General features: G+C 72.6%; 13 protein-coding genes and 1 riboswitch. Of the genes, 9 read left to right on the top strand and 4 right to left on the bottom strand.

The genetic code is table 11. The annotated features are described in order from the left end of the window. Nucleotides 1-198: 198 nt before the first annotated feature. Nucleotides 199-1,212: a beta-ketoacyl-ACP synthase III gene (locus Drose_RS22315; protein WP_260729783.1), complete on the bottom strand. Its 1,014-nt coding sequence runs from the start codon at nucleotides 1,210-1,212 to the stop codon at nucleotides 199-201. Nucleotides 1,213-1,549: 337 nt separating this feature from the next. On the opposite strand from Drose_RS22315, the gene Drose_RS22310 reads away from it, so the two are divergent. From Drose_RS22310 to Drose_RS22300, 3 genes are read left to right on the top strand one after another with little or no spacing between them, the layout of a single operon-like run. Continuing rightward, nucleotides 1,550-1,708 (top strand): hypothetical protein, encoded by a 159-nt coding sequence (locus Drose_RS22310; RefSeq protein ID WP_260723241.1) that lies wholly within the window; start codon nucleotides 1,550-1,552, stop codon nucleotides 1,706-1,708. Next, nucleotides 1,705-2,499, top strand: a complete 795-nt coding sequence (locus Drose_RS22305) for an HAD family hydrolase (protein ID WP_260723240.1) — start codon at nucleotides 1,705-1,707, stop codon at nucleotides 2,497-2,499. Before Drose_RS22310 ends, Drose_RS22305 begins: the two co-directional genes overlap by 4 nt. Next, nucleotides 2,496-3,164, top strand: coding sequence for a futalosine hydrolase (locus Drose_RS22300; RefSeq protein WP_260723239.1), 669 nt, complete (start codon nucleotides 2,496-2,498; stop codon nucleotides 3,162-3,164). The genes Drose_RS22305 and Drose_RS22300 overlap by 4 nt, the downstream gene beginning before the upstream one ends. Before the next feature lie 264 nt (nucleotides 3,165-3,428). On the opposite strand, the gene Drose_RS22295 is transcribed toward Drose_RS22300, so the two are convergent. Continuing rightward, complete coding sequence (locus Drose_RS22295) at nucleotides 3,429-3,995, bottom strand: type 1 glutamine amidotransferase domain-containing protein (protein ID WP_260723238.1); 567 nt, start codon at nucleotides 3,993-3,995, stop codon at nucleotides 3,429-3,431. A gap of 741 nt (nucleotides 3,996-4,736) precedes the next feature. On the opposite strand from Drose_RS22295, the gene Drose_RS22290 reads away from it, so the two are divergent. Continuing rightward, entirely contained in the window at nucleotides 4,737-5,582 is an 846-nt protein-coding gene (locus Drose_RS22290; protein WP_260723237.1) for a polysaccharide deacetylase family protein, read from the top strand. Nucleotides 5,583-5,658: 76 nt separating this feature from the next. Here the strand turns inward: Drose_RS22290 and asnB (Drose_RS22285) are convergent, their stop codons facing one another. Then, on the bottom strand, nucleotides 5,659-7,557 hold the full coding sequence (gene asnB / locus Drose_RS22285; protein WP_260723236.1) for an asparagine synthase (glutamine-hydrolyzing): 1,899 nt from the start codon (nucleotides 7,555-7,557) through the stop codon (nucleotides 5,659-5,661). A 324-nt stretch (nucleotides 7,558-7,881) separates the two neighbouring features. Here asnB (Drose_RS22285) and Drose_RS22280 point away from each other — a divergent pair, with 324 nt between their 5' ends. Together Drose_RS22280 and Drose_RS22275 are read left to right on the top strand one after the other, a co-directional pair. Then, nucleotides 7,882-10,053, top strand: a complete 2,172-nt coding sequence (locus tag Drose_RS22280; RefSeq protein WP_260723235.1) for a transglycosylase domain-containing protein — start codon at nucleotides 7,882-7,884, stop codon at nucleotides 10,051-10,053. A gap of 117 nt (nucleotides 10,054-10,170) precedes the next feature. Continuing rightward, complete coding sequence (locus Drose_RS22275) at nucleotides 10,171-10,893, top strand: hypothetical protein (protein ID WP_260723234.1); 723 nt, start codon at nucleotides 10,171-10,173, stop codon at nucleotides 10,891-10,893. Between the two features lie 53 nt (nucleotides 10,894-10,946). Here Drose_RS22275 and Drose_RS22270 read toward each other — a convergent pair whose 3' ends face one another. After that, the gene (locus Drose_RS22270) at nucleotides 10,947-11,837 is read right to left on the bottom strand and encodes a C39 family peptidase (protein ID WP_260723233.1); all 891 of its coding nucleotides are present in this window, start codon (nucleotides 11,835-11,837) and stop codon (nucleotides 10,947-10,949) included. 252 nt (nucleotides 11,838-12,089) lie between these two features. Continuing rightward, nucleotides 12,090-12,235, bottom strand: a riboswitch (cyclic di-AMP (ydaO/yuaA leader). Nucleotides 12,236-12,468: 233 nt separating this feature from the next. Between Drose_RS22270 and Drose_RS22265 the strand changes: the two genes are divergently transcribed. The 3 genes from Drose_RS22265 to asnB (Drose_RS22255) all read left to right on the top strand — a co-directional run bounded on the left by Drose_RS22265 (nucleotide 12,469) and on the right by asnB (Drose_RS22255) (nucleotide 16,531). Continuing rightward, nucleotides 12,469-13,365 carry a hypothetical protein gene (locus tag Drose_RS22265; RefSeq protein ID WP_260723232.1) on the top strand — a complete coding sequence of 299 codons (897 nt, stop codon included), beginning with the start codon at nucleotides 12,469-12,471 and terminating at the stop codon, nucleotides 13,363-13,365. 127 nt (nucleotides 13,366-13,492) lie between these two features. Next, the gene (locus Drose_RS22260) at nucleotides 13,493-14,626 is read left to right on the top strand and encodes a L,D-transpeptidase (protein WP_260723231.1); all 1,134 of its coding nucleotides are present in this window, start codon (nucleotides 13,493-13,495) and stop codon (nucleotides 14,624-14,626) included. A gap of 39 nt (nucleotides 14,627-14,665) precedes the next feature. Beyond that, entirely contained in the window at nucleotides 14,666-16,531 is a 1,866-nt protein-coding gene (asnB, locus tag Drose_RS22255; protein ID WP_260723230.1) for an asparagine synthase (glutamine-hydrolyzing), read from the top strand. Nucleotides 16,532-16,533: the final 2 nt, after the last annotated feature.

The raw sequence follows: 16,533 nt of genomic DNA, 5'->3' as shown, positions 1-16,533 counted from the left end.
TCGGGGCGCACCGTCGTGGGTGGCGTGGCGGCGCCCAGTGGGGCTGAGGACCATCGCGCTGGACACCGCCGGCCGACCATGGTGCCAGTCTGATGTATTTGCCATAAACTTGCAATAAGGGGCGGGACGGGTCCGCCTGCCGGTCGGTGACCCAAACGGGCCTCGGCCTGCTTCCCCCGAGAAGTGGCGCCACAAGGGTCAGGAACCGGGCAGCTCCACGACGAGCGCGGCGTAGGACAGGCCCGCGCCGAACCCGGCCAGCAGCGCGTGCCCGCGTGGCGGGTCGTCGCCCCGGAGCAGCGTGTGCAGGGCCAGCGGCACGGAGGCCGCCGAGGTGTTGCCCGACGACACCACGTCGCGGGCCACCCGCACCGCCGGCGACAGGCGGAGCGCCGCGGCGAGCTTGTCGACGATGCGCAGGTTGGCCTGGTGCGGCACGAACGCCGCCAGGTCGGCCACGGTCAACCCGGCCTCGTCGACGGCGCTGCGGGCCACCGGGGTCACCTCCTGGATCGCCCAGCGGAACACCTCCTGCCCCATCATCCGCATGGTGGGCCAGAAGTCGGGCTTCTCACGCACCGCGAGCCAGGACTCCGGATGCGCGATGAAGTTCGCACGGCTGCCGTCGGAGCCCCACACCACCGGGCCGATGCCGGGCCGGGAGTGCGGCCCGACGAGCACCGCCCCGGCGCCGTCGCCGAAGAGGAACGCCGTTGAGCGGTCGGCCGGGTCGATGATGTCGGTCATCCGCTCGCTGCCGATGACCAGCACGTGCCGGGCGGTGCCGGCGCACACGAGCGCGTCGGCGACCGCCAGGGCGTGGCAGAAACCGGCGCAGGCCGCGCCGAGGTCGAACGCGGCCGCGGTGCCCGCGCCGACGCGGGAGGCGATCTCCGGCCCGATCGGCGGCGACTGCTGGAGGTTGGACATGGAGGCGACGACCACGGCGTCGACCCGGCCGGCCGGCACCCCCGCGTCGGCGAGCGCCTCGCGGCCGGCCGCGACCGCCATGCTCACGACGGTCTCGCCGGGGTCGGCGTGACGCCGGCTGACGATGCCGGAGCGCTGCCGGATCCACGCGTCGCTCGAGTCGATCGCCCCGCAGATCTCGTCGTTGGTCACCACCCTCTCCGGGCGGTACGCCCCGACGCCGAGCAGCCGGGCACCAGCGGTGGAGCGTCTGGTCAGGGCGGGGTGCACCCCGGGTCGCATGATCGGCACCGGCGAAGCTTAGCCATCCGTGGCAACCCCGTGACAGGAACGGTCGCGAGAGCACCGAAGGTGTGGCTTGCCGCCAGAGATCTCATCCCGGCGGCGGCAGCCCGTCAGCCCGGATCCGCGTGCCGGGACCGCACGGTGTGCCGGGGCCCGGCGCGCCGGCCTCGCTACCCGGGCGTCGTCGCCGAAACCGCCCGCCGGGCGCGGATCACCCACGCCGAGGCGGCGCCCCGGCGGCGCCCCGGCGGCGGTCCGGCGGCGCCCCGGCGGCGGTCCGGCGGCGGTCCGGCGGCGGTCCGGCGGCGGTCCGGCGGTCCGCTACGCTGACGTGGTGTCCGCTGTTCGCCGTGCCGTCGCCGAGGAGCACCGGCTCCCCGTCGACGCCCTGACCCTCCTGCGGCCCGGTGCACTGCCCGGCACGACGAGCGGCAAGGTGCCGCGCAGACGCGTCCGTGACCGGCGGCCCGACGGCGGGGCCAAGGCGTGGTGACCGGGGCCGCCCGGACGGTCGGCAGCCCGCCACCGGTCCACACGCTCTTCGACACGCCGACGGCCTACCAGACCGCCGCGGCGGACTCGGCCGCGCCGCCACCGCCGGTGCGCGCCGTGCTCTTCGACTTCGTCAACACGCTGTTCCGCATGGTCGACGCGGCGCAGTGGCTGCGCCTGGTGGCGGCCGACACCGGCCGGGCCGGCGCGCTCGACGACCCGGCCGCCGCCGAAGCCGTGCTGGCCGGCCTCGTCCGCGCCTACCAGTTGCCCGAGGTTGTCGCGGCGCAGCAGGGCCGGGACCTGTCCACGGAGCGGCACCGGGCGGCGATGGTGGCCTGGTTCGGCGCCGTCGACTTCCTCCGCGGGCACGAGTCGGCCGCACATGCCCGGCTGCTCGACGTGGACTCCTGGGTGCCGTATGCCGACACCGAGCCGGTCCTGCGTGTCCTGCGCGAGCGCGGGATCCGCGTCGGCGTGGTCAGCGACATCGCCTGGGACATCCGCGCCCACGTCGAGCACCGCGGCCTCGGCGACCTCGTCGACACCTATGCGCTGTCGTTCGAGATGGGGCGCGAGAAGCCGGACCCGGAGCTGTTCCGCAAGGCCTGCGCGGACCTCGGCGCCGAGCCGCGGGCGACGCTCATGGTCGGTGACAACCCGGTCCGTGACGGCGGTGCCTCGGCGGTCGGCCTGCGCTGCTTCATCCTGCCCGCCGAGCACCGTACCGGCGAGCGCGGCCTGCGCCAGGTCCTCGACCTGATCGGCCCGCCCGGGCCCCGCCCGTCGTGAGCGCACTGCCGGGCCTGCCGGGCTTCGAGCGCGTGCTGATCGTGACCGCGGTCGAGCCCGAGCGGGCCGCCGTGCTGGCGGGCCTCGGCCCGCACGGCGCCGGCGGGCGGGTGGTCGCCGTGGCCGGTGGGGTCGGCCCCGCCGAGGCCGCGGCCAGCACCGCCCGGCTGCTCACCCGCGCCGAGTGCGAGGGCCGGCCGTTCGACGCGGTCCTGTCCGCCGGCGTCGGCGGCGGGTTCGCGGGGCGCGCCGACGTCGGCGGGCTCGTCATCGCGGACCGTAGCGTCGCGGCGGACCTCGGCGCCGAGGACGGCGACGGTTTCATCGACATCGAGACCCTCGGCTTCGGCCGGGGTCGGCGCACGGCCGACGAGCGGCTGCTGACGGCGCTGCGCACGGCGCTGCCCGGGGCGGTCGTGGCGCCGGTCGTCACGGTCACGACGGCCACCGGTTCGGCGGCCCGGACCGCGGCGCTGGCGGGCCGGGTGCCGGGAGCCGCCGCCGAGGGCATGGAGGGCTTCGGCGTCGCCGTGGCCGCCGAGGGCGTCGCGTTCGGCGAACTGCGCGCGATCTCCAACGTGGTCGGTCCCCGCGACCGGTCGGCGTGGCGCATCCCGCAGGCCCTGGCCCGCCTCCGCGAGACGTTCGCGGCCCTGGCGGCCTAGCGCCCGCGGTCGGCCGGGACCGGCGGGGGACCGGCAAACGTTCCAGGGTCGCTACGCGGTACGGTCGGGTCATGATCAAGGTGTCGATCGAGGAACACATGGTCAAGGACCCGGGCAGCGGCCCGTAGGCCATCATCACCGGACCCGACGGTGCACTGTGGACGGCGCTGGAGATCGGTGTCCTCGCCCGGATCGCGGTGACGTCCCGAAGCCGCGGAACGGGGCGGGCCGGGCCTCCGGCGCGGACGGCCCGGCCCTGCTCGGTCAGCCGCCGACCTGCTGTTCGGCGGCGGCGAACTGTTCGATGATGGCGACGCAGAACGCCGGGAGGTCCGCCGGTGACCGGCTCGTGGTGAACTGGCCGTCGACGCACACCTCCTCGTCGACCACCTGCGCACCGGCGTTGCGCAGGTCGGTGCGGATGCTCGGCCAGGAGGTCATCCGCTTGCCCCGGACGACGTCCGCCTCGACCAGGGTCCACGGGCCGTGGCAGATCGCGGCGACCGGCTTGCCGGAGGCGCAGAACGCCTTGACGAAGTTGACCGCGTGGGTGTTCCCGCGCAGCGTGTCCGGGTTGACGGTGCCGCCGGGCAACAGCATCGCGTCGTAGTCGCCGGGGTCGGCGTCGGAGATTTGCCGGTCGACGGCCAGTGTCCCGGCCGGTACCATGTCGAACTGTCGGGCCTGGATCTCGCCGGGGTGGATCGACAGGAGTTCCGGTTTCGCCCCGGCACCGATGAGCGCGCCGCGCGGGACCTCGAGTTCGTTGCGCTCGACCCCGTCGGTGGCCAGGATCGCGATTCTCCTGCCTTGCAGCGTGCCTCGTGCCACGGTTTCCTCCTGCGGTACTCGATGGCTGCTCTGCGGGGCGGGTTCGCGCCGGTACAGAAGGCATGTCGATGCGCCCGACGGCAACGTCCCGCCTACCCTCGCACCCGGCGGCTACACCGCGCCGGAACCTTCGGAATCTCCCGGTCCTGGCCGGTCGCCCGGGTGTCCACGCTCTGCGCGGGTGGCCGGTCGTGGCCATGTGCCGGCTCTTCCCCGCCGTTGCCCGGGCAAACGCGGGAGCCCGCGATTACCGGTCCGCAAGCCCAGGCAACGTGGTCCGGCGGTCGGCGGGCGGCGTGGTTGGCGGGCGGCGTGGTTGGCGGGCGGCGTGGTTGGGCGCCGGGTGGCGGGCGGCGCGGCTGGGTGGCGGGTGGCGGCGGCGCGGCTGGGTGGCGCGTTCCGGGTCGGGCGACTGCTTGATCATGGGAAAGATCTGGCTACCCAGGCAGCCACATCTTTCCCATGATCAAGCAGTCGCCCCTTCGGCGCGGCCCGCGGGATCGTCGCACGCGGTGTTCCTCGCCAGCCGCCGTGGCCGGGAGACGATCGCGGCGGTACGGCGTCACCGTGCTCGCGCTCACCGGCGGCCGCGGCCCGACGGCGCCCGGTCGCACCGTCCGCGCTGCCGGGGTGACGCGCCGTAGCTGGTGTGGTGGCTCACCGGCTGGCCGCCGGCGGTCAGCCGACCGACGTCGATGGATCGGGGCCACGGGACCGCGTCGAGTCTGGCAGCATGCGCGGGTGCGCAATCCAGGGATTTTCGTGCTGGCGGCCGGCCTGCTCCTCACCGCCTGCACCTCGTCGAGCGGCGCGTCCCAGCCCGCGGCGCGGCCCTCGAGCGACGCCGTCGTCGTCACCGCCGGTCCGGTGACGGCAGAACCGTCATCGGCTGTGCTGCCGGGTGCGACCCGGCCGGGCAGCGTCCCGCCCGTCGTCGGCAACGGTCCCCGGATCGGCAACCGGGTCGCGTTGACCTTCGACGCCGACATGACCGACACCATGCTGCGGCGCATGGCGGCCGACCCGACCCTCAGCTTCGCCAACCGGAAGGTCATCGACATCCTGGAGCGGACCGGGACGCCGGCCACGTTCTTCCTCACCGGCGAATGGGTCGAGGCGTATCCCGACGTCACCCGCCGGCTGGCCGGGAACCCGGCGTTCGAGCTCGCCAACCACACCTACCGGCACCAGGCGTTCAAGTCTCCCTGCTACAGCCTGCCACCGATCGCGCCGGCGCAGATGACCGAGGACGTCGCGCACACCTTCGACGTCATCGCCCCGTACGGCGGCCGCCAGACCCGCTATTTCCGCTTCCCGGGCCTGTGCTACGACGATGCCGCACTGCGGGCGCTGGCTCCGCTCGGCGTGACGGTCGTGCAGGGAGACGTCGTCAGCGGCGACCCCAACGCCACCGCCGCGCAGCCGATCGTGCACGCGGTCCTGACCGGGGTGCGGCCCGGCTCGATCGTCGTCATGCACATCACCGAGGCCAACGCCCGGTTCACCGACGAGGCGCTGCAGCCGATCCTCGACGGCCTGCGCGCCCGGGGCCTGCGCCCGGTGCCGCTGTCCGACCTGTTCCGGTGACGCGTCGAGGGCCGGAGCCGGCGAGGCCGAGCACACCGGCGGTCGGACCACCACCGCGCACGCCGGTCGGCCGGTGTCACCCCGTCACCAGCGGACGGTCCGGCCGCCGGGTCTGCGGAGGCTGGATCGAGCCGTCGACGAAGATGCCGTGCCACAGGCAGAACGACAGCAGGATCCACAGCTTCCGGGCGTGGTCGGCGTCGCCGCGCTCGTGTTCGGTCAGCATCGTGTGCGCGTAGTCCAGGTCGACGAGCTGCCCCGCGCCCGACGTGGACAGCAGGTGGTGTGCCCACTCGGCGAGATCCGTGCGCAGCCACGCGCGGGCCGGGGTGGGGAAGCCGAGCTTCGGCCGGTCGACGACGAAGTCGGGCACGATGCCCTTGAGGGCCCTGCGCAGTGCGTACTTGGTCGTCCGGCGGTAGGGCGGCACCTTCAGCCGCACCGGTAGCCGGGACATGACCTCGAACACCCCCCGGTCCAGGTACGGCACGCGCAGCTCCAGCGAGTGCGCCATCGAGATCCGGTCCGCCTTCGTCAGGATGTCGCCGGGCAGCCAGGTGTTGACGTCGATGTGCTGCATCGTCGTGGCGTCGTCGAGATGCATCGCCTCGGCGTACAGGGGCCAGGTGACGTGGGCGTGCCCGACCATCGGCTTGCCGCCGAGGATCCGGGCCTTCTCCTCGTCGCTGAACACCCGGGCGTTGCCGAAGTACCGGGTCTGGATCGGCGTGGTCGCGCGCTGCAGGTAGCTCTTGCCTTTGAAGCCCTCGGGGAGCGCTCTGGCCAGGGCCCGCAGGCCGCGCTGGAGCGGGTCGGCGAGGCGGCTCACCGGCGCGAGGGAACGGGGTTCGCGGTAGATGGTGTAGCCGCCGGCCAGCTCGTCCGCGCCTTCGCCGGACAGGACGACGGTGACGTGCTGCGCCGCCGTCCTCGCCAGGCAGAACAGCGGGACGATCGACGGGTCGGCGACCGGGTCGCCCAGGTGCCAGACGATGCGGGGCAGCACGTCCAGCACGTCGTCCGGCTTGACGACCGTGGGCACCAGCTCGACGCCGAGGTGCCGGGCCGTCTTCTCGGCCACCTCGATCTCGGACACGGCGGCGGGCACGTCGAAGCCCACGGTGAACGTGCGGATCTGCGGATCGACCTCGGCCGCGAGGGCGACGACGCCGGTCGAGTCGATGCCGCTGGACAGGAAGGCGCCGACCGGGACGTCCGCGCGCAGGTGGCATCGGACGCTCTCGCGCAGCGCCGCGCGCAGCTCGTCGACGATGCCGTCGTCGTCGGCGGTCGGATCCGGCCGGAACGTGGTCCGGGTGTACCGGCGGACCAGCGGCGCGCGGCCGAGCGCCCGGCTCAGCATCCCGCCGCCGGGCAGCCGGGCGATGTCCCGGTGCAGCGTGTAGGGCTCGGGAACGTACTGCATCGTCAGGTACAGCGACAGCGCGGTCGCGTCGAGCTCGTCCCCCGCGATCTCCAGCAGCGGCGGCTTCTCGCTCGACAGCCACAGCTCGCCCGGGGCCGACAGGTAGTACAGCGGCTTGATCCCGAACGGGTCCCGGACCGCGTGCACCGTCTCGTTCGCGGCGTCCCACAGGACGAACGCGAACATTCCCCGCAACCGGCCGAGCGCCGCCTCTCCCCAGTGGTGGAAGGCGGCGGCGACGACCTCGCTGTCGCCGTCGGTGGCGAAGACCGCGCCGTGCTCGCGGATCAGCTCGTCGCGCAACGCCTCGAAGTTGTAGATCTCGCCGTTGAAGACCAGGCCCCAGCGGCCGGCCTCCGGACCCTCCGGCGGGTACCGCAACGGCTGTCGGCTGCCCTGCCGGTCGATGATGGACAACCGCTTGAAACCGGCCGTCACGCCGTCACCGAGCCGCTCGACGGCGGTGTCGTCGGGGCCGCGATGGTGGAGCAGGTCGAGTTGCCGCTCGATGCGCTCGAGCGTTTCCGGAGAGATCTGGCTGTCGCTCACGTGGACCAGGAAGCCGCACATGGCATCGTTTCCCTTCCGTCACCGTGCAGCGCCGGCCGGCCGCGGGCGGCCGTGGAGCGCCACGCCAACCAGCGAATCAGCGCCCCGCATGGGAGGCGCCCGATTGCCCGGCCCTCCTCCGGTCGCTCCTCTGCGTGGGCTACGCCTCCGGCCTGGGGTGAAAACACCGGAGGGTGAACCGGCCGCGCGGCGTGCCGGAGCCGTTTATCGCTCATCCCTCTCGGGTAGCCGCGCGGACCGCCGCAGTGGGCCGCACGGACATCGGCGGCAGGCGAACCGCCCTTGTACCGCTGGGAGAGCTCGATGCGTCTCGTCCGCGCCCGAACGGGCAGCCGTCACTCGGCCAAGGCCACCGCCCGTCACAATGCCGCCGCCCTGCCGCCGCGGCCGCCGACGCTGGTGCGCAGGCTCGGCAGGTTCGCGCTGTTCAGCTTCCTCGCGGCGGTGGCGACGGCGGTCGCCGTGCTTCCGCTCGGCCTCCTCGGCGGTTCCGCGGTGCGGGCCGGCACCGACGTCTGGGAGGCGCTGCCGACGAGCCTGGCGGCACCCCGGGCGCCGCAGATCACCTACGTCTACGCCAACGACGGCAAGACGCTCGTCACCACCTTCTATGACGAGAACCGCAGGGACGTGCCGCTGGACCAGATCGCCCCGGTGATGCGCAAGGCCGTCGTCGCGGCCGAGGACACCCGCTTCTACGAGCACCGCGGCGTCGACAGCCGGAGTGTCCTGCGGGCGCTGGTCTCCAACAGCAGGGGCCAGAGCCAGCAGGGCGCGTCGACGCTGACGATGCAGTACGTCCGCAACTCGCTCAAGAACGATCCGAGCCTGTCACCGCAGCAACGCGTCAACGCGGGCATCGACACGCCGGGGCGCAAGGTCCGCGAGATGCGCTACGCGGTCGAGCTGGAGAAGCGCCTGAGCAAGCCGGACATCCTCAACCGCTACCTGAACATCGCCTACTTCGGCGCCGGCGCCTACGGGATCTACGCCGCCAGCCAGACGTACTTCAGCAAGGCTCCCGCCGAGCTCAGCCTGCCCGAGGCGGCCCTGATCGCCGGGCTGTTGCAGTCGCCGGACGCCGACAACCCGATCAGCGGCGACCGCGGGGCCGCGCTGCAACGGCGCGGCTACACGCTCGACGCGATGGTCAAGATGGGGACGATCACGGCCGCGGAGGCCGCGGTCGCGCGTGCCCAGCCGCTGGAGCTCAAGGTGAGCCGGCCGCCGAACAACTGCGTGTCCGTCACGCCGCAGCACAACGACTGGGGCTTCTTCTGCGACTACTTCCGGCAGTGGTGGGGTCGCCAGGCGGAGTTCGGGGCCACGCCGTACGAGCGGGACGACGCGCTGCGGACCGGCGGCTACACGGTGGTGACGTCGCTCGATCCCGGGGTGCAGACGACGGCGCTCGCCCAGTCGCTGGGCGTCTACGGCTACGGCAGCGCCCGTTCGCTGCCGCTGGCCGTCGTCACCCCGGGCAGCGGCCGGATCCTCGCCATGGCGGTCAACCGGCACTTCGGCCTCGATCCCAACCCGCCGGAGCATCCGACGTACCCGAACACGGTGAACCAGCTCGTCGGGGGCGGCGGCGGTGTCGGCGGCTACCAGGCGGGGTCGACGTTCAAGATGTTCACCATGCTCGCCGCGCTCGAGGCGGGCATGCCGCTCAACACGACCTTCAACGCGCCCGGACGCCTGGTGACCAAGTGGCCCGGCAGCGGCGCGGGTAGCTGCGGCGGCCGGTGGTGCCCGGCGAACGCCAGCCCGAGCTGGATGAATGGCAACCGTACGATGTGGAACGGCTTCGGCCGCTCGGTCAACACCTACTTCGTGTGGCTCGAGCAGCAGGTCGGTGTCCGCCGGGTCGTGGACATGGCGAAGCGGCTGGGGATCACGTTCCGCGCGGCCGGGGACCAGACGATGGCGGCGAAGGTGGACGAGTGGGGTTCGTTCACCCTGGGCAACGCCTCGACCACCCCGCTCGACCTCGCCAACGCCTACGCGACGGTCGCCGCCAAGGGGTTGTACTGCCAGCCGCTGCCCGTACTGTCGATCACCGACCCGGACGGCAAACCGGTGAACGCCGCCGCTCCCAAGTGTCGCCAGGAGGTCAGCGAGGACGTGGCGGTCGCGGCGACCGACGCGGCCCGGTGCCCGGTCGGCAGAGGGTCGGCGTACGGCAAGTGCGACGGCGGCACGGCCGAGGCCGTGTCCGGCATCCTGGGCGGGCGGCCGGTCGCCGGAAAGACCGGCAGCTCCGAGTACAACTCCACCGAGACGTTCGTCGGCTTCACGCCGCAGGTCGCCGCCGCCGGCATCGCGGTGAACGCCGACAACCCGAACGACAATGTGGGCGACGGGGTCTCCAGCTCCGTCAACAGCGCCGTCGCGCGGACCATGGCGACCTCCCTGCGCGGGCAGCCGGTGCAGGGGTTCCCCGCTCCGAGCCGGGCGCGGGCGCTGGGGACGTGAGGGGCGTCCGAGGGTAACGGGGTCACTCCCAAGGCCATCCCGCCGGTCGGGTTTGCCGTGACGGATCCGGGTTAGGGCGGCCCCCAGCAACAGTCGACGACGTCTGGAGGTCGGTTCGTGACGGTCATACCCACCCGCCATCGCAAGCTGCAGTCCCTCGCCGAAACCGGATACGTGACCCTGAAGCGGTACGCGGGGCACCTGGATCCGAAGGAGTGGGAGAGCCTCGAATACCTGGACTGGAAGTCCGGGGGCGATACGAACTTCGCGGTGCTGGCCTCCGCGAAGGGCGACGACGACCCGCGCGGGTTCTGGGAGCACGGCATGCCGGACAAGGGCGGAGTCTGGACCTCCAACGCCCGGCTCGCGCCGACGCTGTGCGACTGGGTGACATCGGTCGGCGCCAACTTCGGGCGGGTGCGCATCATCAAGCTACAGCCCTCGATCGACAAGGGCACGGTGCTCGAACGGCACCTGCACCAGGACGACAACAACCGGCTGAACCCCGAGCCCGAGGGGTGGGTGGTGCGGGTCTGGCTCAACCTCACCGACGACCCGGGCAGCTACATGATCCTGCGGGAGCACCGCGACGACCCGACGATCGAGCATCGCGTCCCGCTGCCTCGCGGCGCCCAGTTCGTGGTGGACACCGAGCGGCTCTGGCACGCGGCCTACCACCTGGGCCCGGAACCGCGGTACGCGCTGATCGCCAGCTTCGAGTCCGGCCCCGCCCTCCAGGCATGGATGGACGACCAGCGGTCGCCGGGCGTGGTGCGGCAGGCCAATCCCGGCGAAACGGCGGCCGCCCCGGCGGCCGCCGGCACCGCCGAGACCCGCTGACGCCCGACCCCGCCGGGACGCCGTCCGCGCCGGACGGCGTCCCGGCGAACGGGTCAGGCCGAGTAGCCGCGCAGCGCGATCCAGTGCGCGAGCTTGACCGTGGTCAGCGTGTACCGGCCGACGCCGCGGGCATCGGCGGGATCGGCGATCGTGACGTTCTGGCCGGCGTCGCTGTACCCCACGACCGTGAGGAAGTGACCGCCCGGATACGAGTGGGCGATGCCGTCGTTGTCCACGGTGGAACCCGCGATGTTCGCGACCACAGGGTAGCCGTTCGAGATCGCGTGGACGACGTCCGCACGCAACCGGTCCATGTCCGCCTGGGTGGCGGCCTGGGTGCCGATGAAGCGGGACTTGTAGAACGAGCCGCCGGTCAAGGCGTTGAGCGCGCGGGTGGCGTCGTCGGCCGAGTTGGTGCCGTTGACCGTGGTGCGCAGGCTCTGGGCGACCTCGGACTGCGACGGCTGTAGTCCTCGCGAGGTCAGCGCGATGCGGGTGGCCGCGGGGCCGCAGAAGTAGAAGTTCTCCTGCCATTGGAACTGGTAGCTGAGGGTCTTCGCCGCCGGGGCGGCCGGGCTGGCCTGGGCGCTCGGAGTGCCCTGGGCGCTCGGAGCCTTCGCGGCGGCCGGCGGAGCGGTCGTCGCGCCGCGCCGGGCCGGCGCACTGCTCGCGCCGGTCTTCGGCACACTGGTCGCCGCTTCGGGCGCGGCCTGTCGCAGCTCCCGGTTCCGTGCGGCCGGGTCGGCCAACTGGGACGGATCCGCGACCGTCGCCCAGGTCTGTGCGTCCGGGGCCGGGACCGCGGACGCGGAGTGGTAGATGGTCAGGCCGGCCGCCGCCGCCGCGACGAGCGCCGCCGAGGCCGCCACGAGGGGCAGCCTGCGGGACGGGGAGACGGGATCGGCCGGGTTTTGTGAATGCCTGGCTTTGTACTGGTAACTCACGGGCACCTCGACAGACGTGCTGGAACACGGCTTCTGTTGCCGCCCGCCGGACGAGCGGGACTCGGGCAGCGGGCAACGACCCGGCCGGCGAAGCCTGAGCCGGCAGGGCGGGGGCAGGGCAGATCGGTGGCCGGTGCCGGACGGCTACCGGGCCGTGGACCGCCCGGACGCTCTCGTCATCTCGCGGGCGTCCAGGTTGCAGGTCGAGGTGGGACGACAGGTGTCATGCCACGTGGTGGTCCGCACGCAACGCGCTCCTTCCGTTGCCGCCTACCGGGTTAGCTGACGGGTTCGGGCGGGAGGATCGCCCTACCACGCGGCTCGACGGACCTCGCGGATTCACCCCGGTTGTGCCTGGTTCCCCGGCTCGTGCGCACACGACTCGGCGGATCCACCCCGGAGTCACTCCTGGTGGTGACGGTCAGCCAGGGTGGACAGGACGACACTAGCGGGTGGGCAGGTGGGATTTGTACCCCCTGCGCTGCTCAGCCAGCATGCGTGCGGGTGCCTGGCGATGTGACCGGGTGCGTTCGCCGACCGCCCGGGGTCCACCTGCGCTGTACCCATCGTCCGGCGGTCCGCTGCGCGGACCCGGTGCGGCACCGGACCGGGGACGTCCTACGCTCGCCGGATGTTTCCGGGCGCCGAGGAAGATCAGCAGCTCAGCGGTGCCGCGCATGTTCGTGGACTCCGCCGGTTCCGTCGTTACCTCCATCGCTACCGCCGTGGCCGCCACAAGGCCCTCGCATACGTCGGGTCGCGGATCGGGCTCGCCTCGACCGTGCCGGCACCGCTGCGAACCCGGGTGGCGGTGGCCGCCGTCATCACGATCACGGCGGCCGCGCTCGCCTCGACGCTGAGTTCGTCGGCCGCGCCGCTCGGTTCGGAGGCCGGGGTCGCGTTCGTGGGCGACGCGGAGCGCTCGCCGGCCGGTGGCGGCGTCTCCCGCGACCTCCGGCGCATGCCGCTGCCGTGGTCCGGCCATCCGCGCGGTGTCCCCCCGACGAAGGCGGCGCCGGCGCCGGCGCGGCCGCCGTCGGCGCAGGTGTCACCACCGGCGGCGACCGCGGCTCCCTCGGCGGCGCCGTCACCGACCGTCCACGCGCCCGTCGGGGGCCTTTCCCAGGACGAGATGGACAACGCCGTGGCGATCATCGAGGCCGGCCAGCAGATGAACCTGCCGCCGCGCGCGTACGTGATCGCGCTCGCCACCGCGCTGCAGGAGAGCCACCTGCGGGTCCTCGCGAACCCGAACGTGCCGGGGTCGATGGGGCATCCCAACGAGGGCGTGGGGTACGACCACGACTCGATCGGCCTGTTCCAGCAGCGACCGAGCTGGGGGAGCGTCGAGCAGTTGATGGATCCCCACGAGTCCGCCCGCCGGTTCTACGCCGCGCTGGTCCGGATCCCCAATTGGGCGCAGCTCGCCATCACCGTCGCGGCCCAGACGGTGCAGGTGTCGGCGTTCCCGGACGCGTACGCCAAGTGGCAGCCGCTCGCGGAGCAGATCGTGGACGCCGTCGTGTGAACCGGTCCGCCGGAGGGACGTCGTGGTCCCGGGATCGGGACATCCCTCCGGCGGTCACTCGTGTTCTGTCCCGGCGTCGCCCCGATCCACGTGACGATCGCACCATGTCCGTACACAGGCAGAGAACATGACGGGGCTGCGCCGGAGCGCGATGATGCTGGTTGTGCTCGCGGTGGGGGCACAACTCGGGCTGTCCGCGTGCGACGGTGCCAAGAAGCCGACGGCGACGAAGTCGACCACACCACCGGTCGGCCTGGTCGTCACACCGCCGGCGGGGAACTCGGGCGTGCCCGTCAGCACCGAGATCGGCACGAAGGTCACCGATGGGAAGATCACCGACATGTCGCTGACCGACGCGACGGGCCAGCGGGTCGCCGGTGAGTTCCGGGAGGACGGCGCGGCCTGGGTGCCGGCCACGACACTGCGGTACGACACCGCCTACACCGCGAAGGTCACGGCCGTCGGCAAGGACAACAAGGCCGTGACCCACGAGTCCAGGTTCACCACGATGGCGAAGCCGAAAGGCCAGGCCGTCACGTCCGAGCTGATGCTGACCAACGGCGGGACCTACGGCGTCGGCATGCCGATCGTCGTCGAGTTCGGCTCCGACGTGCCGGAGCAGTCCCGCGCCGCCGTGCAGCAGCGCCTCTTCGTCAAGAGCGACCCGCCGCAGCCGGGCGCGTGGCGCTGGTTCGGCGGCAAGCAGGTGATGTACCGGCCGGAGAAGTACTGGCAGCCGGGCACGAAGATCACCGCGCGGAAGGCGCTCGACGGTGTGCGGATCGGCGACCGTTACGCCGACGAGGACGCCTCCGCCACGGTCACGATCGGCCGGAAGCTCGTCATCGACATCGACAACGCGACCAAACAACTCAGCGTCTACCAGAACGACGCGCTCGTGAAGACCGCGCCGGTGAGTCTGGGCAAGTCGTCGACACCGACGTCGAGCGGCAACACCGTGATCATGTCGCGGGAGGCGTACACGGTGTTCCGCACGCCGGAGTACACCGCCCCGGTCCAGTTCGCGATGCGCCTGACGTGGGGTGGGCAGTACATCCACGCCGCGCCGTGGTCGGTCGGGGACCAGGGGCGCCGCAACGTCTCGCACGGATGCACCAACGTCTCCACCGACAACGCCAGGTGGCTCTACGAACAGACGCTCGTCGGCGACCCGGTGACCACGCGCAACACCGAGGTGGGGCTGGACCCCGGCGACGGCTGGACGGCGTGGGACATCCCGTGGGAACAGTACAAGGCGTGAACGGTTGCGAAGGGGCGCCGGGAGGGTACGAGGCTCGGCATGTGCGGGATTGTCGGCTGGGTCGCGTACCGGCGGAACCTCGTCCACGAGCAGGCGGCGCTGCGGGCGATGACGGCCACCGCCGCGCTGCGGGGCCCTGACGCCGAAGGGCTCTGGGTCGGCGAGCACTGCGGCATCGGCCACCGCCGGCTGGCCGTCATCGACCTGGCCGGCGGCCGCCAGCCCATGCTCGCCGGCCGTGGACGGCTCGCCGGGGAGGACGTGCTCGCCGCCCTCACCTACAGCGGCGAGGTGTACAACTTCCGGGAACTGCGCTCGGAGCTGATCGCGCTCGGCCACTCGTTCCAGACCGAGTCCGACACCGAGGTGGTGCTCCACGCATACCTCGAATGGGGCGAGCACTGCGCCGAGCGGCTCAACGGCATGTACGCCTTCGGCGTGTGGGACGGGCCCCGGCAGCGCCTGATGCTCGTCCGGGACCGGATGGGCGTGAAGCCGCTGTTCTACCACGAGACCGACGACGGGGTGCTCTTCGCCTCCGAGCCGAAGGGCCTGCTCGCCCATCCCGACGTGCCCGCCGAGGTGGACCTCGACGGGCTGCGGGAGCTGCTGGCGATGGTGAAGACGCCGGGGCACGGCGTCTACCGCGGGGTGCGGGAGCTGCCGCCGGGCCACGTCGCCGTCATCGACCGGGACGGGTTGCGACTACGCCGGTACTGGCGGGTCGTCTCCCACCCGCACCCGGACGACCTCGACACGACCGTCCACGCCGTGCGGGAGCTGCTGGAGGACATCGTCCGCCGGCAGCTCATCGCGCACGTGCCGCTGTGCACCCTGCTGTCCGGCGGGCTGGACTCGTCGGCGATCACCGTGCTCGCCGCCGAGGCGTTGCGTCAGGACGGGCTCGGGGCGGTCCACTCGTTCGCGGTCGACTTCGTCGGGCAGACCGAGCACTTCCGGCCGGACGCCGTGCGCGACCAGCCGGACACGCCGTTCGTGCACGAGGTGGTCGACCACATCGGGGCACGGCACGCCGACATCGTGCTCAACAGCGCCGAGCTGACGGATCCGCTGTACCGCACGGAGGTGCTGGCCGCCAACGACCTGCCGACCGGCCTCGGTGACCTGTACGTCTCCCTCTATCTGCTCTTCCGCGCGGTGCGGGAGCACTCCACGGTCGCGTTGTCCGGCGAGTCCGCCGACGAGGTGTTCGGCGGGTACGCCTGGTTCCACGACCCGCAGGCGGTCGCCGCCCACACGTTCCCCTGGCTGGCGGCGCTGGGGGACCGGCGGGACGCCACCGATCAGCTTCTCGCTCCGGACCTGGCCCGCGCGATGGATCTGGACGGCTACCGCGAGGCGGCGTACCTCCAGGCGCTCGGCGAGGTCGAGCACCTGCCGGGCGAGGGCCCGAGGGAGCGGCGGATGCGCGAGATCTCCTACCTGCACCTGACCCGCTTCGTGCAGATCCTGCTGGACCGCAAGGATCGGATGAGCATGGCCAACGGGCTGGAGGTCCGGGTGCCGTACTGCGACCACCGCCTGGTCGAGTACGTCTACAACACGCCCTGGTCGATGCGGACGTTCGACGGCCGGGAGAAGAGCCTGCTGCGGGCCGCCGTCGCCGACCTGCTGCCCGAATCGGTGCTGCGGCGGCGCAAGAGCCCCTACCCCTCGACCCAGGACCCGGCCTACGAGCGGTCGCTGCGCCGCTCGCTGAGCGAACTCGTCGACGACCCGAGCGCCCCGGTCTCGGCGCTGATCGACCCGCACCGCGTCCGGGAGGTGCTCGCCACCCCGCTGGACAGCAGCGGGCTCGCGCCGAACCGGCGCTCGATCGAACTGCTGCTCGGCCTCGACCTGTGGTTGCGCCGCTACCCCGTCCGCCTCCTGGTCAACGCCTGACC

Source organism: Dactylosporangium roseum, assembly GCF_025264685.1.
GTDB lineage: Bacteria > Actinomycetota > Actinomycetes > Mycobacteriales > Micromonosporaceae > Dactylosporangium > Dactylosporangium roseum.
This window is presented reverse-complemented; position numbering and strand designations above follow the sequence as displayed.